The organism is Dyadobacter sp. HNCC25DJ186 (assembly GCF_056895235.1).
In genome coordinates this window covers 959,102-978,515 of record NZ_JBXHAS010000001.1, presented here as the reverse complement: position 1 = coordinate 978,515, position 19,414 = coordinate 959,102, and the positions used below count along the sequence as shown (strand labels likewise).

Genomic DNA, 19,414 nt, shown 5'->3' with positions numbered 1-19,414 from the left:
CAGCGGCTTCCTGTTTATAGAAATGAATTATAACGCGTAAGGTTTGGCTCCGTAGGAGCCTCCTGGAATTACCAGAAAATTTTAAACAATAATAAGCTCAATTACTATAATTTTAACCAATACCATCCAATGCGTTTAGAAAACAAAGTCGCCCTCATCACAGGTGGAAGTGGTGGAATCGGCCGGGAAACTGCTCTTTTGTTTGCAACAGAAGGAGCGAAGATTGTTATTACCGATGTCAACGACGAAGCCGGGCAGGAAACGGCAGATATGATAACCGCAGAAGGCGGCGAAGCTTTTTATCTACATGCCGACGTCTCAAAAGCAGCCGATTGTGAAGCGATGGTTGCCTTCACGGAAGAGAAATTTGGAAAGTTGAATATTATGTTCAACAATGCTGGTATCATGCATAGCGATGATGATAATGCGGTAACGACCGAAGAATCTATCTGGGATCTGACGATGAATATCAATGCAAAGGGAGTTTTTCTTGGTTGTAAATATGGTATTCCGGCATTGCAGCGGGCCGGAGGAGGATCCATTATTAATACTGCCTCTTTTGTCGCAATTTTAGGAGCTGCAACCCCGCAAGTTGCTTATACAGCCAGTAAAGGAGCTGTTTTAGCTTTGACCAGAGAATTGGCGATCATTCACGCACGTGAAAACATCCGTGTAAATGCCTTGTGCCCGGGCCCTCTTCGGACAGAGTTACTAATGAAATTTTTGAATACAGAAGAAAAGAAACAACGTCGTCTGGTACATATACCCATGGGCCGTTTTGGTGAAGCAAAAGAAATGGCTTCTGCCGTTTTGTTCCTTGCATCAGATGAATCATCTTTTGTTACCGGTACTGACTTTCTGGTTGATGGAGGGATTACTTCCGCCTACGTAACGCCATTATAAATTTTCGGTTTTATGCAAAAAACAATAAGTCCTGTTGATGGATCCATATACCTGGAAAGGCCATTGGCGACAGATGAAATGATCGAAAACGCTTTGGCAAAAGCAACTGAAGCGCAGAAAGAATGGAAAAAAACGTCGATTAAAGATCGCGCTGATTTTTGTCTGAAGGCTGTGGAATACTTCCTGAATCATGCAGACGAAATCGGTTTGGAGTTGACCTGGCAAATGGGGCGCCCGATACGGTACACAGCCAATGAAATTCGCAAAGGATTTCAGGAGCGTGCGAAGTATATGATTTCAGTCGCAGAACAGGCTCTGGCTGACATTGAGGTAGAAGAAATTTCGGGCTTTAAGCGGTTTATCAGACGTGATCCGGTTGGTGTAGTATTTGTGGTTGCGCCATGGAATTATCCTTATCTCACTTCGGTCAACTCTGTTATTCCGGCGATTATGGCTGGAAATACGGTTATTTTGAAACATGCCCAGCAAACGCCTCTTTGTGCCGAGCGTTATGCCGAGGCATTTGCCTTCGCAGGTTTACCGGATGGTGTTTTTCAATATTTGCATTTAAGTCACGAAAAGGTAGCAAAGGTTATTGCCGATCCCAGAACTTCTTATGTTGCATTTACAGGTTCTGTGGAAGGCGGACATGCAGTTCAAAAATCGATCAATGAGCGATTTATCGTAGGAGGTTTGGAGCTTGGAGGTAAAGATCCTGCCTATGTGCGCGCTGATGCAAACCTCGCCGATGCAGTTGAAAATCTTGTAGATGGATCGTTTTTTAATTCCGGACAATCTTGCTGCGGTATCGAACGGATTTATGTTCACGAAGATGTCTATGATAAGTTTGTTGAGGAATTCGTAGCACTTACTAAGACCTACACCTTAGACGATCCATTGAATTCGGACACAACTTTGGGCCCGATGGTAAGAACATCTGCTGCCGCTTTTGCTCAGAAACAGGTGGATGAAGCAGTTAAACAAGGCGCAAAAGCACTTATTGATACGTCGCTTTTTCCCTCACATAAAGAAGGAACGCCGTATATGGCACCACAGGTTTTGGTCAATGTCGATCATTCCATGGAGGTAATGACGGAAGAAACTTTTGCTCCCGTTGTCGGAATCATGTCTGTGAAAAGTGATGAGGAAGCGATTCAATTAATGAATGATAGCCAATATGGCTTGACGGCTTCTATCTGGACAAGCGATATTGATGCCGCTTTGGAAATTGGGGCGCAGGTTGAAACGGGAACATGGTTTATGAACCGCTGCGATTATCTGGATCCAGCTCTTGCCTGGACGGGTGTTAAAAATTCTGGTAGGGGAGTGACGCTTTCAAAAGTTGGATACGAAGCTTTAACAAAAGCAAAATCTTTCCATTTGAAAATAGGGTAGTTTTTAGGTTACACAGATGGCCACGGAGTTAATGAGAGGACCACAGTTTGAATTATTTAAACGCTGTGGTCCTCTTTCAATTTACCTCTATGCTACTCTGTGTAACCTACCTGCGTGCGAAGAAGATCTTCTAGAGTCTCGCGTCTTCTTACCAATTTCGCGGTGCCGTTGTCAATTAAAACTTCTGCCGGGCGGAAACGGGCATTGTAGTTTGAACTCATCGTGAAACCGTATGCGCCGGCATTCATAAACGCCAGAACATCGCCCTGACGAACTTCCGGTAGCGGACGATCGGTAGCGAACGTATCTGTTTCGCAGATATAACCCACAACAGTATAATCCATTTCTTCACCCGCCGGATTAGAAATGTTCAGGATATGGTGGTAAGAACCGTACATCATCGGACGGATAAGGTGGTTCAAACCAGAGTCGATATGAACAAAGGTGCGGGCCGGATCTTTCTTTACCACAGTCGCATTGACCAGCAAATAACCACATTCGCTCACCAGAAACTTCCCTGGTTCAAACCATAGTTGCAATTCACGGCCATATTTAGCGCAAAAATTTTTAAAACGTTCTGAAATTTTATTTCCCAAAAGCTCCATATCAGTGATCGGATCATTTGGTTTGTAGGAAACTTTAAAGCCGCCTCCCAAGTCAATAATTTCAAGGTCCGGGAACTGCAACGCAGCTTCGAAAAGGATATCCGCTACCTGCAAAAATGGTTCAGCATCTTTTATGTCTGACCCGGTATGCTGGTGCAAGCCAATAACTTTGATATCGTATTTTTTAACAACTTCCAAAATCTGGTCCATAAGCAGCACCGAAATTCCAAATTTGGAATCTGCGTGGGCCGTCATGATTTTAATATTTCCACCAGCAGCTACGTTCGGTTTCAGACGTATCAGGCATGGCTTTGTATTTCCATAAGTTTGCCCAAACCATTCCAGCAAAGGAATGCTGTCAACGTTTACGATCGCACCAGCTTCAACTGCTGTTTTTACTTCGTCAAATGGAACACCGCTCGGGGTGAATGTGATTTGTGTCGTATCATATCCGGCGAGTTTTCCCATTTCCAATTCGCCAGTCGAAACGACATCAAGGCCAACACCGATTTCACGCATCAATCTTAAAATGGCAAGATTCGTATTCGATTTGCAGGCAAATTTTATCTTCATATCAATGCTTGAAAAAGCACTCTGTAATTCCTCCACTTTACGACGAATTGTGGATCCATCATAAACATAAAGAGGACTGCCGTATTGCTCAACAAGCTGGGTTGGGTCAATATCTTGAATTGTATATGTATTTTGTTCTGAAAGCTGCATTGGAAATAATTGGATGGTATTAAATTAATATTTAGAAAGCGGAAGGTGACTTATTTGCAATATTTGTCAAGATATACAGCCATTTCCTTTTGTAGAACCTGCGCTTCCTCCTTCGCCTTTTGAGCAAAATCAAGACCGTCGCCGGCGTAAATAATACTTCTGGAAGCATTGACAAGTAGCCCACAGGATTTATTCATACCATAACGTGATACTTCTTCGAGGTTTCCACCTTGTGCGCCAACACCCGGAACCAATAAAAAATGGTCAGGAACGATCGTGCGGATATTGGCCAGATCCTTCGCCTGTGTCGCACCAACCACATACATCATCCGATCAGCACCGGCCCAGGTTTTTGAAGTTTTCAACACCTGTTCATATAGCAGGCCTTCACTTGTTTCGAGTCGCTGAAAATCAGATCCTCCTGAATTTGATGTTAAGGCTAAAAGAATCACCCATTTTCCATCAAAATCAAGAAATGGTTTTACGGAATCGCTTCCCATATAAGGCGCGACGGTCACCGAATCAAAATCCAGGCCCGATGAAGATGGATCGAAGAAAGTTCGGGCATAAAGTCCCGAGGTATTTCCGATATCACCTCTTTTGGCATCTGCTATCGTAAAATGGCTTTTTGGAATATACTCAATCGTTTTTTGCAAACTTTCCCATCCCTTTGCGCCCAGCGCTTCGTAAAATGCGATATTGGGTTTGTAAGAAACGCAATAATCAGCTGTGGCGTCAATAATCTGTTTATTGAATTCAAAAACCGGGTCACGCTCTTTCTGTAAATGAGCAGGGATTTTACGTATATCGGTATCAAGTCCGACGCAGAGGTAAGATTTCTTTTGGGAAATTTGGTCAAAAAGCGCTTCGTATGTCATGTTATTTCGAAATAATGTGCCGAAATTACAACGTCTGCAAATAGATTCATAAATTTGAGCGCACATTAAATTGTTACAATCTTAAAAAGGGTAATTTAAAAAGTCATTATGCAGATCCGTGAAACATCTATTGCTGGTTTAGTCGAAATTTTCCCACGCGTTTTTCAGGATGACAGAGGGTTTTTCTTTGAGTCATACAATGAGGAAGTGTTTGAAAAATTAGGCTTGCCAACGAATTTCGTCCAGGACAACCAGTCATTTTCAATCAAAGGCGTTGTCAGAGGCCTGCATTTTCAGAATGCACCTTTTGCTCAGGGGAAATTGGTCCGTGTAATATCAGGGCGTGTTTTGGATGTTGCTGTTGATATTCGTCCAGATTCTCCAACTTTTGGAAAACATGAAGTTTTTGAATTACGCAGTGATACCAACAACATGGCATACATTCCTGAGGGTTTTGCACATGGTTTTGTAGCGCTCGAAGATTCCGTATTTAGTTATAAATGTACCAACGTATATAACAAAGGCGCTGAATCGGGCTTGTTATGGAATGATCCTGAACTGGGCATTGACTGGGGCGTTGAAAATCCTATTGTTTCAGAAAAGGATGTAATTCTCCCAACGTTCAAGGCTTTATTCGAAAAGTTTGTATAAAATTAAAAAAAGGCTTCTGTGATTATCAGGAGCCTTTTATTTTTCAAAAAGTTCCTCCAAAGCTTTGGAGGCAACTTTTCCGGCAGAATTCGGATTTTGTCCGGTGATCAGGCGTTCATCCATCTCAATGTATTCAATAAATGGAATCATGGATTTGGTATAATGCGCGCCCCTTTCCCGAAGTTTATCTTCCAGATGAAAAGGGATTTCACTGACAAAACTCATCAAGGTATCCTCAACATGGGAGAAGCCTGTAACGTATTTATCTTCAATCAGATAGGATCCGTCGGATAATTTTACATTCAAAAGTCCGCTTACACCGTGGCATACGGCGGTTACCATTCCGTAGTTTTCGTAAATTATTTTTGTAATTTGCTGTAATTCAATATTATCGGGGAAGTCCCACATACCTCCGTCCCCTCCGGTAAAGAAAATGAGGCGGTAATCTTTTGCAACGATTTCCGTTGGATTCAGCGATTTTTCAAATTTTGCTAAAAACGCTGCGTCATTCAAACATTTCTGATTGATCTCATCTTTCAGGTCAAAACTTCTTTCGTCAATTGGAATCGTCCCGCCTTTCGGACTTACTATATCAACCAGCACTTTTCGCTTTGTCATGGCATCATAAAAATGCGTCAACTCACTCAGCCACAATCCTGTCTTTCCCGTTTTTGACGGATAGCTGTCGTGATTGGTACATACAATAAGTACTTTCATTTTGATCAATGATTGAATTTTGAATGAGAGAATGTCGAGTAGTTCTGTCATTCATTAATAAGGTAGAAAGATAAATAAAATTGAAAGAAGGATATCACGCAAAGCAAAAAAGTTAAAATGAAAGCACGCAAAGCTATTTGCGTTCTTTCATTTTAACTCTTAAAACTTGGCGTGAAATTATATTAAAAGATTTTACAAGAGCTGGTTTTTATACGCAAACGCCACAGCCGCCGCGGTAGATTTTGTGCCCGTTTTTTCCAGAACTCTTAGCCGGTGACCTTCAACCGTTCGGACGCTGATAAAAAGTTTATCACTTATTTCCGTAGTTGATAGTCCATCACATATTAACTGAAGAACTTCTTTTTCCCTGGCGGAAAGGGCAACGTTACAAGAGTTTGGGAAAAACGGATGCTTATTGGGCTGACGGTTCACCATTTTTCGGTGCATGGCCTTTGATACAAAATCGTTGTAGTAAAATCCTTCTTCTGATACACGTCTGATCGCTTTTTCAACCTCATCCGGACTGGTATCTTTTAAAAGGTATCCCTGAACTCCTTTTTCGAGCATGTGTATTACAAAACGGTCTTCGTTGTACATAGAAACAACAATAATTTTTATCTCAGGAAAACGCTCAAAAGCAAGTTCTGTTGCCTGGATACCGTCCATCACAGGCATTTGCAGATCCATGAAAACAATATCAGGCATGTTTCCGGGAAGTTTGTCCAGAAGTTCCTGGCCATTTGCCGCTTCCAGAACAAAATCAAAATCGGGAATATTACTCAGCATGGAAATGAATCCTTTCCTGAATAATTCGTGATCGTCTGCTATGCCAAGTTTCAAGGTTTTCATGCTGCTAAATTATCGCTCGCTCACGGCGAAATGGATGTAATGGTTCCGGTTTGGTGGCGGAAGCGGGTACGACCGGTATCTGGGCATACGCCATACAGCCGCCCATAGCAGGTTTTTCATAAGCGATGATTCCATCCACAATGGCGAGCCGGCTTTCTATACCAAGTAAGCCGAGACCTGCCAGTTTACTTTCCCTAATCATTTCAGGATCAAAACCTATGCCGTTATCAGTTACCTGAAGCCCGATAATGGTACTATTTATCTGCAAGTTAATTTCAATCTGCGAACATTGCGCATGTTTGATCGAATTGTTGACGAGTTCCTGCATGATCCGGTAGATCGTGAGCTCAACCTTCGCGCTCTGTCGGGGAGCATCCTCGGTGTTGGAATGAAAAGAAAGTTTTAAATGATTATCCGCTTCAAGTTTGCTGATAAATTCCTCGATAGCTGCAGCCAGGCCAAATCTTTCCAGCGTAGTCGGTACCAGGTCCCGTGTAATCCGCCGTACATGAAGGATTGTTTCTTCAAGAAGGGACTGGGATTTTCGCATCATCTGGTCCTCTTTTACGCCACTGTCAACAGTTAGTTTGCTAAGCTGGTTTAAGCTAAGTTTTGTCAGAGACAGCATCGTCCCAATATCATCGTGCAAATCCTGTGCAATTCTGCGACGTTCTGTTTCTTCAGAGTTTAACGCAGTATCGAGTAAAAGACGCTGATAGTCTTTTTCAATTTCCCGAAGTTTTTTTTCCTGTGATAATTGTCGTTTTTGATAGAACACAACAAAGAGGATCACAAAAAATGCCATCATTAACATTGCCATAGTTGCAATTAGTAAAGCCCACTTTAATTCGTCACTTTCGAGCATAATACCGTGCAGAAAATATCCAAGTACCGAGACCAAAAAGTACCATTGAGATACTTTCAAAAATATAAGGCATATCGTGTAGAAAACCAATATCGATTTTATTATTCCATTTTTCAGTATAACTTAAAACAGGGGCAATAAATAGTATGGTAGAATAATACAATAATAAACCTGAACATACCCAAAAGAAAGGAAACGTCAATATGTTAGGGATTTTAAGTGCCTGAATTGTTTGGTAAAAAAACAAAAGCACCCAAAATAGCATTAATAGGCTTTCCAAGGTGGTTGCATAGAGCACCATACGATGATTATGCAAATCTGAAAGCAATGGATTAACGTGCAAAAAATCCCAAATAAAAAATAATATAAAGAGACCTATGGATATCAGTATTCCGGTTTTGAAAATCTTTTTATCCATTTTATAATAAAACATACCACTTAAAAGCGCGTAACGTATGGAGACGCCGATGTTGTAGTACAAAATATTATTGACTCTCTTGGAGGCGTAATGAAACATTACCAGGTCGATGCACAATTTTAAAATCAGATAGACAAAAAGCAGCCTAAACGCCGGATCAATAAACGCTCTTCTATACCAGATCGCGAATATGGGTACAACGGTGATAAAAACGGAAATACTTGCGATTGGCTGTCTCTGACAGAAAGATAAATAACCCTCAAACATTTACGTCTCAATTAGTAATCATTAGCAACGTGAGGGACAGGTCGGCCCGCCAGCCATAGCATCATCATCAGCAGGCATATCCTTATGTCCCATACCTTTCGTAATGTCCCTGCCATTTGCGTCAACCGGCACTATTACCAATCTTGAAGTAGGCTTCCCTTTTCCAATGACAGGCTCATCTCCTTCATGGTCTTCATTTTGCGCGCCATAATAAACCCGAAATCCTACACAGTTGTCTCCCAAGGGCTCGATTAATTTCTTAAAGGTATTTATACCAAAAAATTCAGCTTTAATGAAATTTTCTCCACGGGCATAAATAGCCTTTTCTTTTGCCTGATGTGGTTCTGTTAATGCTTTGGCCGCGAGTGCGGAAATAAGTCTGCCTTCATTACCTGTAAACTTTGCCATAATACTGAAAAAAGAGGGATTTGCGATAAATTCAATTATACGTAAAATTAATCTTAACCATATGCATTGCAATGCATGTGAAATTATAGCTCTCGTATATTATCATATAAGTAATTGATTTTGAGTATATTGTATTAATTTATTTAAATAAAACACGTAAATTTACGTATTAGAATGGGGGTAATTACCACTAGAAATAATAGGACTACGCGATATTAAAATCAGGGATATTCACGCTAAAATAGAAAATGACATTCTTGTACTTTCGTATCAGCCATGAAACGTATTTCCACAGCATATGATTAAGGTTAAAGGTTAGGTAAGTATAAAAATCCGGGATGAAAGTTCATTCCGGATTTTTTATTTCTCATCTTTTTATTCTGATTTTTATGTAATGCAGGTTAAGCCACTGAAATTTCAATTGACTTATAACTGGCCGGATACCGACCGGGTACGCATCCGCACCAGTGATGGAAACAGGAATTTGCTGTTTACCGAAAATGTACTGATCTATAAAAATATGAGAAGTTGTTTGACCTGTCCATGTTCATAGATGGTCATTATACCTTATAGTTATGGGATGGGGAGAAAACATTTGATCAGTCCCTTAATATTTCCACGGTAACCAAAAGGGAAGCCACTGCAAGAAATATTGGTTTTTATCAATTTCTGAGTTTTGATTCCCGATTCACAATAAATCTTCTTTTCATTCTCGTCTTTTGATAAGGAATCTGTAACTAACTTTATCAAAAAAGAATCAAGATGAAACCCACTATTACAATCGAATATTGCCCGAAGTGCGGCTGGTTATTACGGTCAGCCTGGATGGCACAAGAACTGCTGACCACTTTTACGGAAGATATTCATGCAGTTACATTGGTGCCATCCGAGGTCGCCGGACGGTACACGATCAGGTTGAATGACGAAATTTTGTGGGACCGCAAACGAGAAGGCCATTTTCCTGAGCCGAAAGAGATGAAACAGCGTGTTCGTGACCAGATTGATCCAAATCGGGATTTAGGGCATAATGATCGATAAGCGTGACAAAATCGTATATTCAACATAATTAATCTGTAATAATTTAAAATGGTACATTAAACCTTTATGATGTATTTGAGTCTATAAGGAAGATAGATTTAAAGGACATTATGGCATTTCATGCAAACAAATCGGTTAAATTGTCAGCCACTACGAAATTTATATAAATAAAATTCTCGGTGAGAAATTATAACAAGTATTTCTAATAATTTATAAATCAACAGGTTATCATTTATAATTGAATTTTTTTTAATCTAGTGTCTTTTGAAGATGAAATTCTGGTACAAATGTTTTTGTTAAGTGTATAGTTAAGTTAATACAAAACGCGGAACACATGGAAAGTAAAATAAAAATACCCCGGGAAATGTTGATGCATATTGATTTTTCAAATAGCATTAACGGTGGAACGAGTGAGCCGGTTGTCCAACTTGTAAAAGGAACAGACGGCTACCAGGTAACAGTAAAGGCTCCGGGGATTGATTCGGATGATCTGGAACTTGAAATTGTAAAAAATAAGATGCGTTTATATCACCTTTTACCAATATTTTCACAGGATGAAGGGCGAGAAGAACAGTGGAAAACAATTCATTTTATCAGCACACTGACAATTCCTGATGGAGTTGATGCCGATAACATTACTGCAAAATATGACGAAAGAAAACGTCAGCTGGTCCTATTTCTTCCATTCAATCACCAACAAGATGATTTTCGTAGAAAAGTGGATATCGAGCGTTGGTAATCGGAAAAGGAGAATATCTGAATTTTAGGAGGCCTCACAACTTTTTGTGAGGCTTTTTTATTGCCTAATAAATTGGACAACGATACGTTCTCTAGGCATAACTACTGATTTTTTCCAGCGACTGGTTGTGCAAATGGTTTAAAGGTTTGAATTTATTGTATCGATCTAATAGTTAATGTTAAGATACGATTAACCTCCATTAAAGGGTAAAAAAATAAATTTGTATATGCGTATATTCGTATATAAAATACCTCCAAAATAATTTAATACAACGTTATGAAAAAATCAAACATCTTCGCTTATATCGAACTCTCGAAGTTGGCCGAAGGTCTGCGTTCGTCTGATTCTACTGAACATGCAAAAGATCAGCTAAAATCTCAGGCAGCTTATTTTAATATTATAGAACCTAAATATTTTTCGGACGATCTTATGGTTGAGTGGGAGAATATTTTGGGATCTACGAAGAAACTGGGAGCGAAAGTTAATGAAGAGGGTAGGGTTGTGTCCAATGCTGTGACGAATACGATAGAAAATATGACCAATGAAGAATGTGAGGTTTTGGTGGAACGTGTAAATGCTATCTATGACAAATTGAAAAAAGAATTCGAATAACATATTGATAATTTTTGATTGATATAAAACAAAACCCTGTTGCTCCTGGCAATAGGGTTTTGTTTTATATCAATACGGATCAGTTGTTAATTGACGGTTCCGCCATTCCAAACATCTTTTCCGGGCTGAACAAAGGCAAGGCTTCCATCCTTATCTTCTGCCATCAGGATCATGCCGTGACTTTCCATCCCCATCATTTTACGCGGGGCAAGATTGGCAAGGTACAAAACAGTTTTACCGATAATATCTTCCGGTTTGAAATGTTCGGAAATTCCGCTCAAAACGGTACGTTGTTCGCTGCCGATATCCACTTTAAGTTTCAAAAGTTTCTTGCTTTTCGGAACACTTTCCGCTTCAACGATCGTAGCTACACGAATGTCCATTTTTGCGAAATCATCGTACTGGATTTCAGTCTTCACCGGAGCCACAACTTTTCCTTCCAGCTCGTTCGCGCGTTTGGCATCGTGTAGTTTCTGAACCTGTTTCTCAATCACGTGATCTTCTATTTTCTCAAAAAGTAAACCTGCTTCACTGATCGGCTGACCTGCCTCTAACAAATCAGGTTTTCCGGCATCAAGCCAGTTTTTGCCCGTTACGCCTAATTGCTTCTGAATTTTTTCAGCAGTAAAAGGAAGAACCGGTTCGGATACAATCGAGAGTGACGCAGAAATCTGTAATGCGATATTCATAATCGTATTAACCCGCTCCGGATCCGTTTTGATCGCGTGCCAGGGCTGCGTATCAGCAAGATATTTATTTCCTAATCGGGCAAGATCCATAGTGAAAGTTAACGCTTCACGGAAACGGTAATTCTCCATCGCATCACCGATTTTTGCAGGGAAAGCAGCCAATTCAGCCAGAACAGCCTGGTCGATTTCTGTCAATTCTCCCGCAACCGGCACTTTGTTATCACAGAATTTTTGTGTCAAAACAACCGCACGGTTGATGAAATTGCCAAAAATTCCTACCAGTTCGCTGTTATTGCGCGTTTGGAAATCCTTCCAGGTAAATTCGCTATCCTTGGTTTCTGGCGCGCTTGCTGTCAATACATAACGCAAGACATCCTGTTTATCAGGAAGTTCTTCCAGGTACTCATGCAGCCATACCGCCCAGTTTCTTGAAGTTGAAATTTTATCACCTTCAAGATTCATGAATTCATTGGCCGGAACATTATCTGCCAGTACCAGATTTCCTTCAGCAATAATGGTCGCCGGGAAAATGATGCAATGGAAAACGATATTATCTTTTCCAATAAAATGAACAAGCTTGGTATCCTCCGCGCCGTCTTCATTTTTCTGCCACCATTTTTTCCAGCCTTCGTCTGTTCCATTTTTCTGGATAAGCCAGTCTTTGGTAGCCGAAATGTATCCAATCGGTGCTTCAAACCAAACATAAAGAACTTTTCCTTCTGTATTTGGCACAGGAACCGGAATCCCCCAGTCGAGATCGCGGGTCATGGCGCGTGGTTTCAAACCTTCCTTCAACCAGGATTGGCATTGCCCTAACACATTCGTTTTCCATTCCGGATGGCTGTTTACATATTCTTCAACCTGCGGCTGTAAAGTATCTAATGGTAAAAACCAGTTTGTCGTCGGACGCATCACCGGTTTTGCACCCGAAAGCATCGAATGCGGCTCAATCAGTTCGGTCGGGCTCAAAGCAGATCCGCAGCGCTCACACTGGTCGCCATAGGCATTTGGATTGGCGCAAACCGGACAAGTACCCACGATATATCGGTCAGCCAAAAACTGCTGCGCCGTTTCATCATAATACTGCTCCGTCGTTTCTTCTATGAAAACACCTTTCTCATACAGATCTTTAAATATTTCCTGCGAGGTTTCGTGGTGAATTTTCTTGCTTGTACGTGAATAAACGTCAAAAGAAATTCCCAGTTGCTTGAAAGATTCGTCAATCTGCGTATAATATTTATCGACAACCTGCTGAGGCGTAAGTCCTTCTTTTTTTGCGCGGATCGTGATGGGTACGCCGTGTTCATCCGTACCACTGATAAATGCGACGTCCTTTCCGTTTGAGCGAAGATAACGTACGTAAATATCAGCCGGAATGTAACATCCGGCAAGGTGGCCGATATGGATAGGTCCATTGGCATAAATCAATGCTGCCGTTACGGTATAGCGTTTAGGGTCAATAATTGCCATTAATTTTTAACTATAATTTAGTTTATCGTGCAAAGTTACATCTAATTAAAATGTAACAAATTGTTGCAGGTTAATTATGTAGATTACTGAAAATAATCCGGGGTTTGGAAATTACAATGCTTGTTATATATTTGTACAATTATAAGTAAAACTTTTACTTTTGTAACCTTGGGTCGAATTCTTTCCATATTACTTTGCGGGCTTTTGCTCTACAACATGATGGGCTACTCTGTAGTCTATTTGTTGGAGGACAAGTATACCGTAAGTGCTGGAAATAACGATTTTATAGAGAAACAATCTTCTTCAAAGGATATTCTGATCAAAATTCCGGTCTCACTTCCTTATCAAACCAGCTGGGATAATGCCGAGCAGGCGGAAGGCAAGATAGAACACGAAGGTGAATTTTATCAAATGAGGACAAGACAGCTGATCAATGATACGATGTATGTTCATTGTGAATTTGATCAGAACGCGCGTGATCGTTTTATGACACTTGTTTCAAATATTAACGATGAAGTTGCAGGTGATAATGCGGATTCGAACAAGAAATCACCATCAACACTTTTAAAGAGCTTTCTTAAAGATTACATGTCTTCTGGTAAGAAACATGTTTTCTATGTAATGGAATGGTCTGAGGGAATAATTAATCCGGCCGACCGTTATCATTCATTTTTACTACAAGCCTTCCTGAGTATCCCATCTCCGCCGCCTGATTTGGTGTAAATTTTTATTTCCTGGTTGAACTATGGTGATTTCACTTTGATGTTTTTTTAATATCAAAGGAGTGATTTGGCTATAATTCATTCCGCTTTCAAGGGCAGGAATTTCTCTAAAAATTTCAACTATTTAAAAATCAGTAGGTTGTCGCTCTTTTTTACAGCGAAGCCGCGATCAGTCATTGTTTATGGCTGAATAAAATTGCTCATACTTAAATGGCGCATATATCCTTACCGAATGAGGAGCTTCCGGGTATTGTCGGACTTTTCTACTTTCGTCCCGAAACTGCTAAACCGCTCAATGCACTTGCTGAGGTACTGCTCAGAGGCCCGTCTTCTCTGACAAGCGGCGACCGTGAATTAATTGCTTCTTATGTTTCAAATCTGAACAATTGCCATTTCTGCCATACTTCCCACGGTGCTGCGGCGATGGCGCATTTGTCATGTGATTTAGATCTGCTGGATGATATCAAGCAGGATTTTGTCACAATCCCGGTTTCACAAAAATTACGTACACTATTAAACATTGCCGCCAAAGTTCAGAAAAGCGGAAAAAATGTATTGGAAGAGGATGTTCAGGCAGCGCGTGAAGAAGGAGCTAATGATGAAGAAATTCATGATACAGTATTGATTGCGGCCGCATTCTGTATGTTCAATCGCTACGTTGATGGCCTGGGAACCTGGGCTCCGAAAGAAAACGAGGCCTACCGCGAAATGGGCGAACGAATGGCTTTTGTAGGTTATAACCGATTCTGATAAACATCCTGAAAATGCCTCATATACCACTCCCATCACATCTACCGGGCATTACCGGTTTGCTGGAATTTAGTCAGGACACGGCTGCTCCGATCCGAGAACTCACCCAGATTTTGCTTCGCGGTGACTCGACGCTTTCACAAGGCGAGCGTGAACTGATTGCTAGCGTTGTTTCCAATGACAATGAATGCACGTTTTGCACCACAGCACACACTGCCGCGGCTGATCTGCTTTTAGGTGAATCGGTTACCTGCGAGATGGTCAAAAAAGATATTGATTCTGCGCCGGTCAGCAGCAAAATAAAAGCGCTTTTAAAAATCGCAAAACTCGTCCGGAAAAGTGGAAAAGCAGTGACAGAGGAAGCTATTTTGCTGGCAAAAGCGGAAGGTGCAACGGATCTTGAAATTCACGACACCGTTTTGATCGCCGCGCTTTTTTGTCTTTACAACAGGTATGTAGACGGACTTGCTAGTGTAACGCCAACAAACCCGGAGTTTTATCAATATCTGGGCGAGCGGATTGTAAATCATGGCTATAACCGTCTGCCACAAGGTTACGATCATTTGAAAAAATAAAAATTTGTAATCACAACAGTTCAACCTTCCCTATGAAAAGAAACTTTTACCTGTATATATTATTTACGGTTCTACTCAGTGCTACGATGGCAAAAGCACAATCTTCCAAAATTTCAGGTCTGGTTCAGGATTCTGAGACGAAGCAGCCTCTGGCGGGAGCCTCCGTGGTGGCGAAGGGGAATATTGCCGGAACGATCACAAATGCCGCTGGTAATTTTGAAATAACAACTTCATCAACAACTTTAATAATTTCACTGGTTGGCTACGATCGCCAGGAAGTGAAAATTAATAATAATTCGTTTTTCAATATTTCTCTGAAATCATCAGCCGAAGAGTTGGACCAGGTGGTGATATCTGCTTCGCGTGTTGAAGAAAATATTCTGCGCTCGCCGGTAAGCATTGAAAAAATGGATATCCGTGGTGTTCAGCAGACACCATCCGCTAATTTTTATGATGGCTTGGTCAATATGAAGTCTCTGGATATGGTGACCAGCAGTTTGACGTATAAACAAATCAATACGCGTGGATTTAATACCACTGGAAATGGTCGCTTTTTGCAACTTGTTGAAGGTGTGGATAATCAGCCGGCTGGTTTGGGTTTCGCCATGGGCAATTTGTTCGGCCCTCATGATCTTGATGTAGAAAGTGTCGAGTTAATTCCGGGTGCTGCCTCCGCGCTTTATGGCCCGGTAGCTTTCAACGGCATGTTGTATACCAGAACAAAAAATCCTTTTGATTATCAGGGATTAAGTGTTCAGACAAAATTTGGTGTAAACCACATCGGAGATGGGACTGGTTTGGGTGCGAAACCAATGTATGACATGGCTGTCCGGTACGCAAAATCTTTTAACAACAGACTGGCTTTTAAAGTAAACGCTTCGTATTTAAAAGGCACAGATTGGTATGCCAATGATTACACCGATATCGATCCGAATACGCCGATCGAAAACAGAGGCCCAAATAATCCGGGTAAAAATTCCCTAAATATTTATGGAGATGAAGTTGCGCAAAGTCTTGTTGGGATTGGCCGCGTTTCCAGAACGGGATATCAGGAAAAAGATCTTGCCAGTTATGGCGTGTATAGTTTAAAGTTAAATGGCGCGCTTCATTACAGAATTACGGACAAGATCGAAGCGATTTATCAGGGAAATTTTAATCAGGGAACGGCGCAGTATACCGGCAGCAACAGGTTTGTAATCAACGATTTCAAATTGATACAACATCGCCTTGAATTAAAAGGTAGTAATTTTTACGTTCGTGCTTATTCGAACAAAGAATTATCAACGAACTCATACAATACCCGGGCGCTTGGACAGCAAATAAACCGGACCTGGGTTCAGGATCTAAATGGAGCTACTGTAACGCCCGATAAGGCTGATGCGACCTGGTTTACAAGATATGCTGCTGCTTACAACGGAACGATCAGCGGTGTTACCGGAAAAGATAATAACGTAGCGCGAGACTTTGCTGACCAGGGTAGAGTTTTGCCAGGCAGCGCGGCATTTGACGCTGAAAAAGAAAGATTGATCAAAGTTCGGGGACTATCAGGAGCCGGAATTTTGAGTGAATGTAAACTAGAACATATCGAGGGAATGTATGATTTCAGTTCCATGCTTAAAGTTTTCAATTTACAGGTTGGTGGAAATTACAGGAAATATTACCTGAATACCGGCGGGACATTATTTGATGATAAAGATAAAAATCTGACCAACGAGGAATATGGTGCCTTCGCTCAGGCTTCAAAATCTTTACTTGAAGATCATTTGAAACTTACGCTGTCTGGTCGTTACGATAAAAATGAAAATTTTGAGGGGAGATTTACGCCACGCGCTTCCGCTGTTTATTCAGTTGGTGACCATAATTTCAGAGCATCCTATCAAACCGGGTTCCGTAATCCAACGATCAGTGATCAGTATATTAAATTAAATGTCGGGCCGATTATTATTCTGGGCGGTGCGCCATCCAATGCCCTTGGCCAGAATGCGTATGAAAATTCTTTCACTTCTGCTTCGGTTTCAGCCTTTGGTTCTGCTTTTGGAAAAGAAGTGCAGCAAGGTGTGCCTTTCCCTCAAGCCGTTGCCAATAATAAGGATAAGCTTGTAAAGTCAGACGTTCCTTACATCAAGGCGGAGCAAGTAAAAAGTTATGAGATTGGTTACAAAGGTTTGTTTGGAAAAAAATTGCTGGTTGATGTGAATTATTATCATAGCCAGTACACAGATTTTATAATCAATACGGTTGTTATCCGTCCCAATTCAAATGTGTTGGCCGCTGATGGATCCATTAATGTTGCGGCTGCCGGAGATATTCCTGCCGGGAAAATTCAGGCTTTTCAACTGTATACAAATGCTGCGGATAAGGTTTCGATTCAGGGTGTAAGTGCGGGTTTGACTTATTCTTTCCCGAAATCATATCGTCTGAATGCTAATGCAACCTGGGCGAGTTTTAATATTCTCGATGCAAATCCAAATAATATCCCTGCATTCAATACACCGGAGTGGAAGACAAATCTGGTGTTCAGCAACCCGAAAGTTACAGAGAATTTAGGTTTTAGCGTCGCCTGGCATTGGCAGGATTCGTTCGATTGGTATGGCAGCTTTACGGAGATGCGTCCGGGTAAAATAAATGCTTACAATTTATTGGATGCGCAGATCAGCTATAAAATTCCATCGTTGAAAACGATCGTTAAACTTGGTGCAGCAAACCTGACGAATAAATATATCGTGCAGGCTTATGGCTCTCCGGCAGTTGGAGGATTGTATTATGTAAGCTTGAATTTTGACCAAATATTCAGATAGGTTTATAAAAATAACTATGGAAACCCTGGAATTGCAAGAGGCAAAAAGTCAAGTTTTAACCAGAAACCGGATCGCATTTGGTTTGTGTATGGTGAGCTATATCCTTAGTGGTACTGTATCCACTTTGATGTCGGTTTATTTGCCGGTTGCTATTCCTGACCTTTTAAAGAGGAATGTTTCGGAGGCCGAACTGGGAGAAATCGGAGCTTATGTGAACGCGACATTTTTATATGGCTGGATGCTGGGAGGATTACTTTTTGGTCTGGTCAGTGATAAAATCGGAAGGGTCAAAACGCTTGCTCTGGTTACAGCACTTTCGGGTTTAGGAACTTGTCTTGTTGTGATCGTGCCGGACTGGTACATTTTAATGGGATTAAGATTCCTGACTGGAATGGGCGTTGGTGGCGTCTTGCTGGTATCAACGGTATACATTTCCGAGATATGGGAGAAGCGCACGCGTCCGGTAATGCTGGGAATTCTGGCTGTTTCTTTTCCAATTGGTATTGTAGCGACTGGAAGTTTAAACATGCTTTTTGCGGAATGGAGACCGGCATTTGGTCTTGGTATTATTCCGATTGTTGTTGCTGTTTTGATTTTACTGACATTAAAAGAATCGACATCATGGCAACTGACAAGGACACAATTTTCCCGAAAACCGGAAAGCATTTTTGATAAAACAAACAGACCAAATCTAATCGCAGGATCTGTGATTTTTGGTTCCGTTCTGATAGGTCTTTGGGGTATTTTTTCCTGGCTGCCGACCTGGGTTCAGACATTACTTGCAGCTGGCGAAGATGGTCAGAAACAACGTGGTCTGACCATGGTTCTTCTGGGATTGGGCGGAATAACCGGCGGAATTCTATCGGGTTTTCTGGTCAGGAATTTTGGAAGCAGGAAAACACTGATGATGACTTTTTCCGGTTGTGTCGTTATGTGTGGCATTTTATTTATTACAAACCACACTTTCAATACGGTCATTTATGTGGAAATAGCAGCATTAGCACTTTTCTTTGGTATCAGCCAGGGGGCTTTGTCAAGTTATATTCCTGAATTATTTCCGGTAGTGATCAGGGCAACTGCGACAGGCTTTTGCTTTAATATCGGCCGCTTTTTTACTGCTACTGCTGTTTTTTTTATCGGTGCACTGGTGGCAACCCTTGGCGGTTTTGGCAATGCGTTAATGGTTTTTTCAATACCATTTCTCATCGCCCTGACTGCTGCCTGGTTCAGCAGAGGCACGGATACTAATATAAAGAACTTATCATAGGTTAATTAATTCAAGCAAACGGACTTGTCATTTGACGAGTCCGTTTCTCTAAAATTACGAAACCTTTGTTTATCA

The 19,414-nt window shown here is 41.2% G+C and carries 19 protein-coding genes; 11 read left to right on the top strand and 8 right to left on the bottom strand.

The genetic code is table 11. The features are described 5' to 3' along the window. Positions 1 to 129 precede the first annotated feature (129 nt). Entirely contained in the window at positions 130 to 903 is a 774-nt protein-coding gene (locus tag AC1XUO_RS04205) for a glucose 1-dehydrogenase (protein ID WP_483328501.1), read from the top strand. A 12-nt stretch (positions 904 to 915) separates the two neighbouring features. Then, positions 916 to 2,298, top strand: a complete 1,383-nt coding sequence (locus AC1XUO_RS04200; protein ID WP_483328500.1) for an aldehyde dehydrogenase family protein — start codon at positions 916 to 918, stop codon at positions 2,296 to 2,298. 92 nt (positions 2,299 to 2,390) lie between these two features. On the opposite strand, the gene lysA is transcribed toward AC1XUO_RS04200, so the two are convergent. Together lysA and pyrF are read right to left on the bottom strand one after the other, a co-directional pair. Continuing rightward, a complete protein-coding gene (gene lysA, locus AC1XUO_RS04195; RefSeq protein WP_483328499.1) occupies positions 2,391 to 3,626 on the bottom strand; it encodes a diaminopimelate decarboxylase in 1,236 nt (411 codons plus the stop codon). Between the two features lie 50 nt (positions 3,627 to 3,676). After that, entirely contained in the window at positions 3,677 to 4,504 is an 828-nt protein-coding gene (gene pyrF, locus AC1XUO_RS04190) for an orotidine-5'-phosphate decarboxylase (RefSeq protein WP_483328498.1), read from the bottom strand. A gap of 108 nt (positions 4,505 to 4,612) precedes the next feature. On the opposite strand from pyrF, the gene rfbC reads away from it, so the two are divergent. After that, on the top strand, positions 4,613 to 5,155 hold the full coding sequence (gene rfbC, locus AC1XUO_RS04185; RefSeq protein ID WP_483328497.1) for a dTDP-4-dehydrorhamnose 3,5-epimerase: 543 nt from the start codon (positions 4,613 to 4,615) through the stop codon (positions 5,153 to 5,155). A gap of 36 nt (positions 5,156 to 5,191) precedes the next feature. Here rfbC and AC1XUO_RS04180 read toward each other — a convergent pair whose 3' ends face one another. The 5 genes from AC1XUO_RS04180 to AC1XUO_RS04160 all read right to left on the bottom strand — a co-directional run bounded on the left by AC1XUO_RS04180 (position 5,192) and on the right by AC1XUO_RS04160 (position 8,679). Further along, complete coding sequence (locus AC1XUO_RS04180) at positions 5,192 to 5,872, bottom strand: type 1 glutamine amidotransferase domain-containing protein (protein WP_483328496.1); 681 nt, start codon at positions 5,870 to 5,872, stop codon at positions 5,192 to 5,194. Positions 5,873 to 6,064: 192 nt separating this feature from the next. Then, positions 6,065 to 6,721, bottom strand: a complete 657-nt coding sequence (locus AC1XUO_RS04175; protein ID WP_483328495.1) for a response regulator transcription factor — start codon at positions 6,719 to 6,721, stop codon at positions 6,065 to 6,067. A gap of 4 nt (positions 6,722 to 6,725) precedes the next feature. Then, a complete protein-coding gene (locus tag AC1XUO_RS04170; RefSeq protein WP_483328494.1) occupies positions 6,726 to 7,586 on the bottom strand; it encodes a sensor histidine kinase in 861 nt (286 codons plus the stop codon). Further along, the gene (locus AC1XUO_RS04165; RefSeq protein WP_483328493.1) at positions 7,573 to 8,004 is read right to left on the bottom strand and encodes a hypothetical protein; all 432 of its coding nucleotides are present in this window, start codon (positions 8,002 to 8,004) and stop codon (positions 7,573 to 7,575) included. The genes AC1XUO_RS04170 and AC1XUO_RS04165 overlap by 14 nt, the downstream gene beginning before the upstream one ends. 288 nt (positions 8,005 to 8,292) lie before the next feature. Next, positions 8,293 to 8,679, bottom strand: coding sequence for a hypothetical protein (locus AC1XUO_RS04160; protein ID WP_483328492.1), 387 nt, complete (start codon positions 8,677 to 8,679; stop codon positions 8,293 to 8,295). Between the two features lie 762 nt (positions 8,680 to 9,441). Between AC1XUO_RS04160 and AC1XUO_RS04155 the strand changes: the two genes are divergently transcribed. From AC1XUO_RS04155 to AC1XUO_RS04145, 3 genes are all read left to right on the top strand, one after another. Beyond that, positions 9,442 to 9,717, top strand: coding sequence for an Rdx family protein (locus tag AC1XUO_RS04155; RefSeq protein ID WP_483328491.1), 276 nt, complete (start codon positions 9,442 to 9,444; stop codon positions 9,715 to 9,717). A 334-nt stretch (positions 9,718 to 10,051) separates the two neighbouring features. Further along, the gene (locus tag AC1XUO_RS04150; protein WP_483328490.1) at positions 10,052 to 10,456 is read left to right on the top strand and encodes an Hsp20/alpha crystallin family protein; all 405 of its coding nucleotides are present in this window, start codon (positions 10,052 to 10,054) and stop codon (positions 10,454 to 10,456) included. 276 nt (positions 10,457 to 10,732) lie between these two features. Further along, positions 10,733 to 11,068 (top strand): hypothetical protein, encoded by a 336-nt coding sequence (locus AC1XUO_RS04145; RefSeq protein WP_483328489.1) that lies wholly within the window; start codon positions 10,733 to 10,735, stop codon positions 11,066 to 11,068. 86 nt (positions 11,069 to 11,154) lie between these two features. On the opposite strand, the gene metG is transcribed toward AC1XUO_RS04145, so the two are convergent. After that, complete coding sequence (metG, locus tag AC1XUO_RS04140) at positions 11,155 to 13,227, bottom strand: methionine--tRNA ligase (protein ID WP_483328488.1); 2,073 nt, start codon at positions 13,225 to 13,227, stop codon at positions 11,155 to 11,157. A 216-nt stretch (positions 13,228 to 13,443) separates the two neighbouring features. Between metG and AC1XUO_RS04135 the strand changes: the two genes are divergently transcribed. From AC1XUO_RS04135 to AC1XUO_RS04115, 5 genes are all read left to right on the top strand, one after another. After that, entirely contained in the window at positions 13,444 to 13,950 is a 507-nt protein-coding gene (locus tag AC1XUO_RS04135; protein WP_483328487.1) for a hypothetical protein, read from the top strand. A gap of 209 nt (positions 13,951 to 14,159) precedes the next feature. After that, complete coding sequence (locus AC1XUO_RS04130) at positions 14,160 to 14,699, top strand: carboxymuconolactone decarboxylase family protein (RefSeq protein ID WP_483328486.1); 540 nt, start codon at positions 14,160 to 14,162, stop codon at positions 14,697 to 14,699. Between the two features lie 14 nt (positions 14,700 to 14,713). After that, positions 14,714 to 15,274 carry a carboxymuconolactone decarboxylase family protein gene (locus AC1XUO_RS04125; RefSeq protein ID WP_483328485.1) on the top strand — a complete coding sequence of 187 codons (561 nt, stop codon included), beginning with the start codon at positions 14,714 to 14,716 and terminating at the stop codon, positions 15,272 to 15,274. Between the two features lie 32 nt (positions 15,275 to 15,306). Further along, positions 15,307 to 18,072 carry a TonB-dependent receptor gene (locus AC1XUO_RS04120; protein ID WP_483328484.1) on the top strand — a complete coding sequence of 922 codons (2,766 nt, stop codon included), beginning with the start codon at positions 15,307 to 15,309 and terminating at the stop codon, positions 18,070 to 18,072. 16 nt (positions 18,073 to 18,088) lie between these two features. Then, positions 18,089 to 19,339: an MFS transporter gene (locus tag AC1XUO_RS04115; protein WP_483328483.1), complete on the top strand. Its 1,251-nt coding sequence runs from the start codon at positions 18,089 to 18,091 to the stop codon at positions 19,337 to 19,339. Positions 19,340 to 19,414 lie beyond the last annotated feature (75 nt).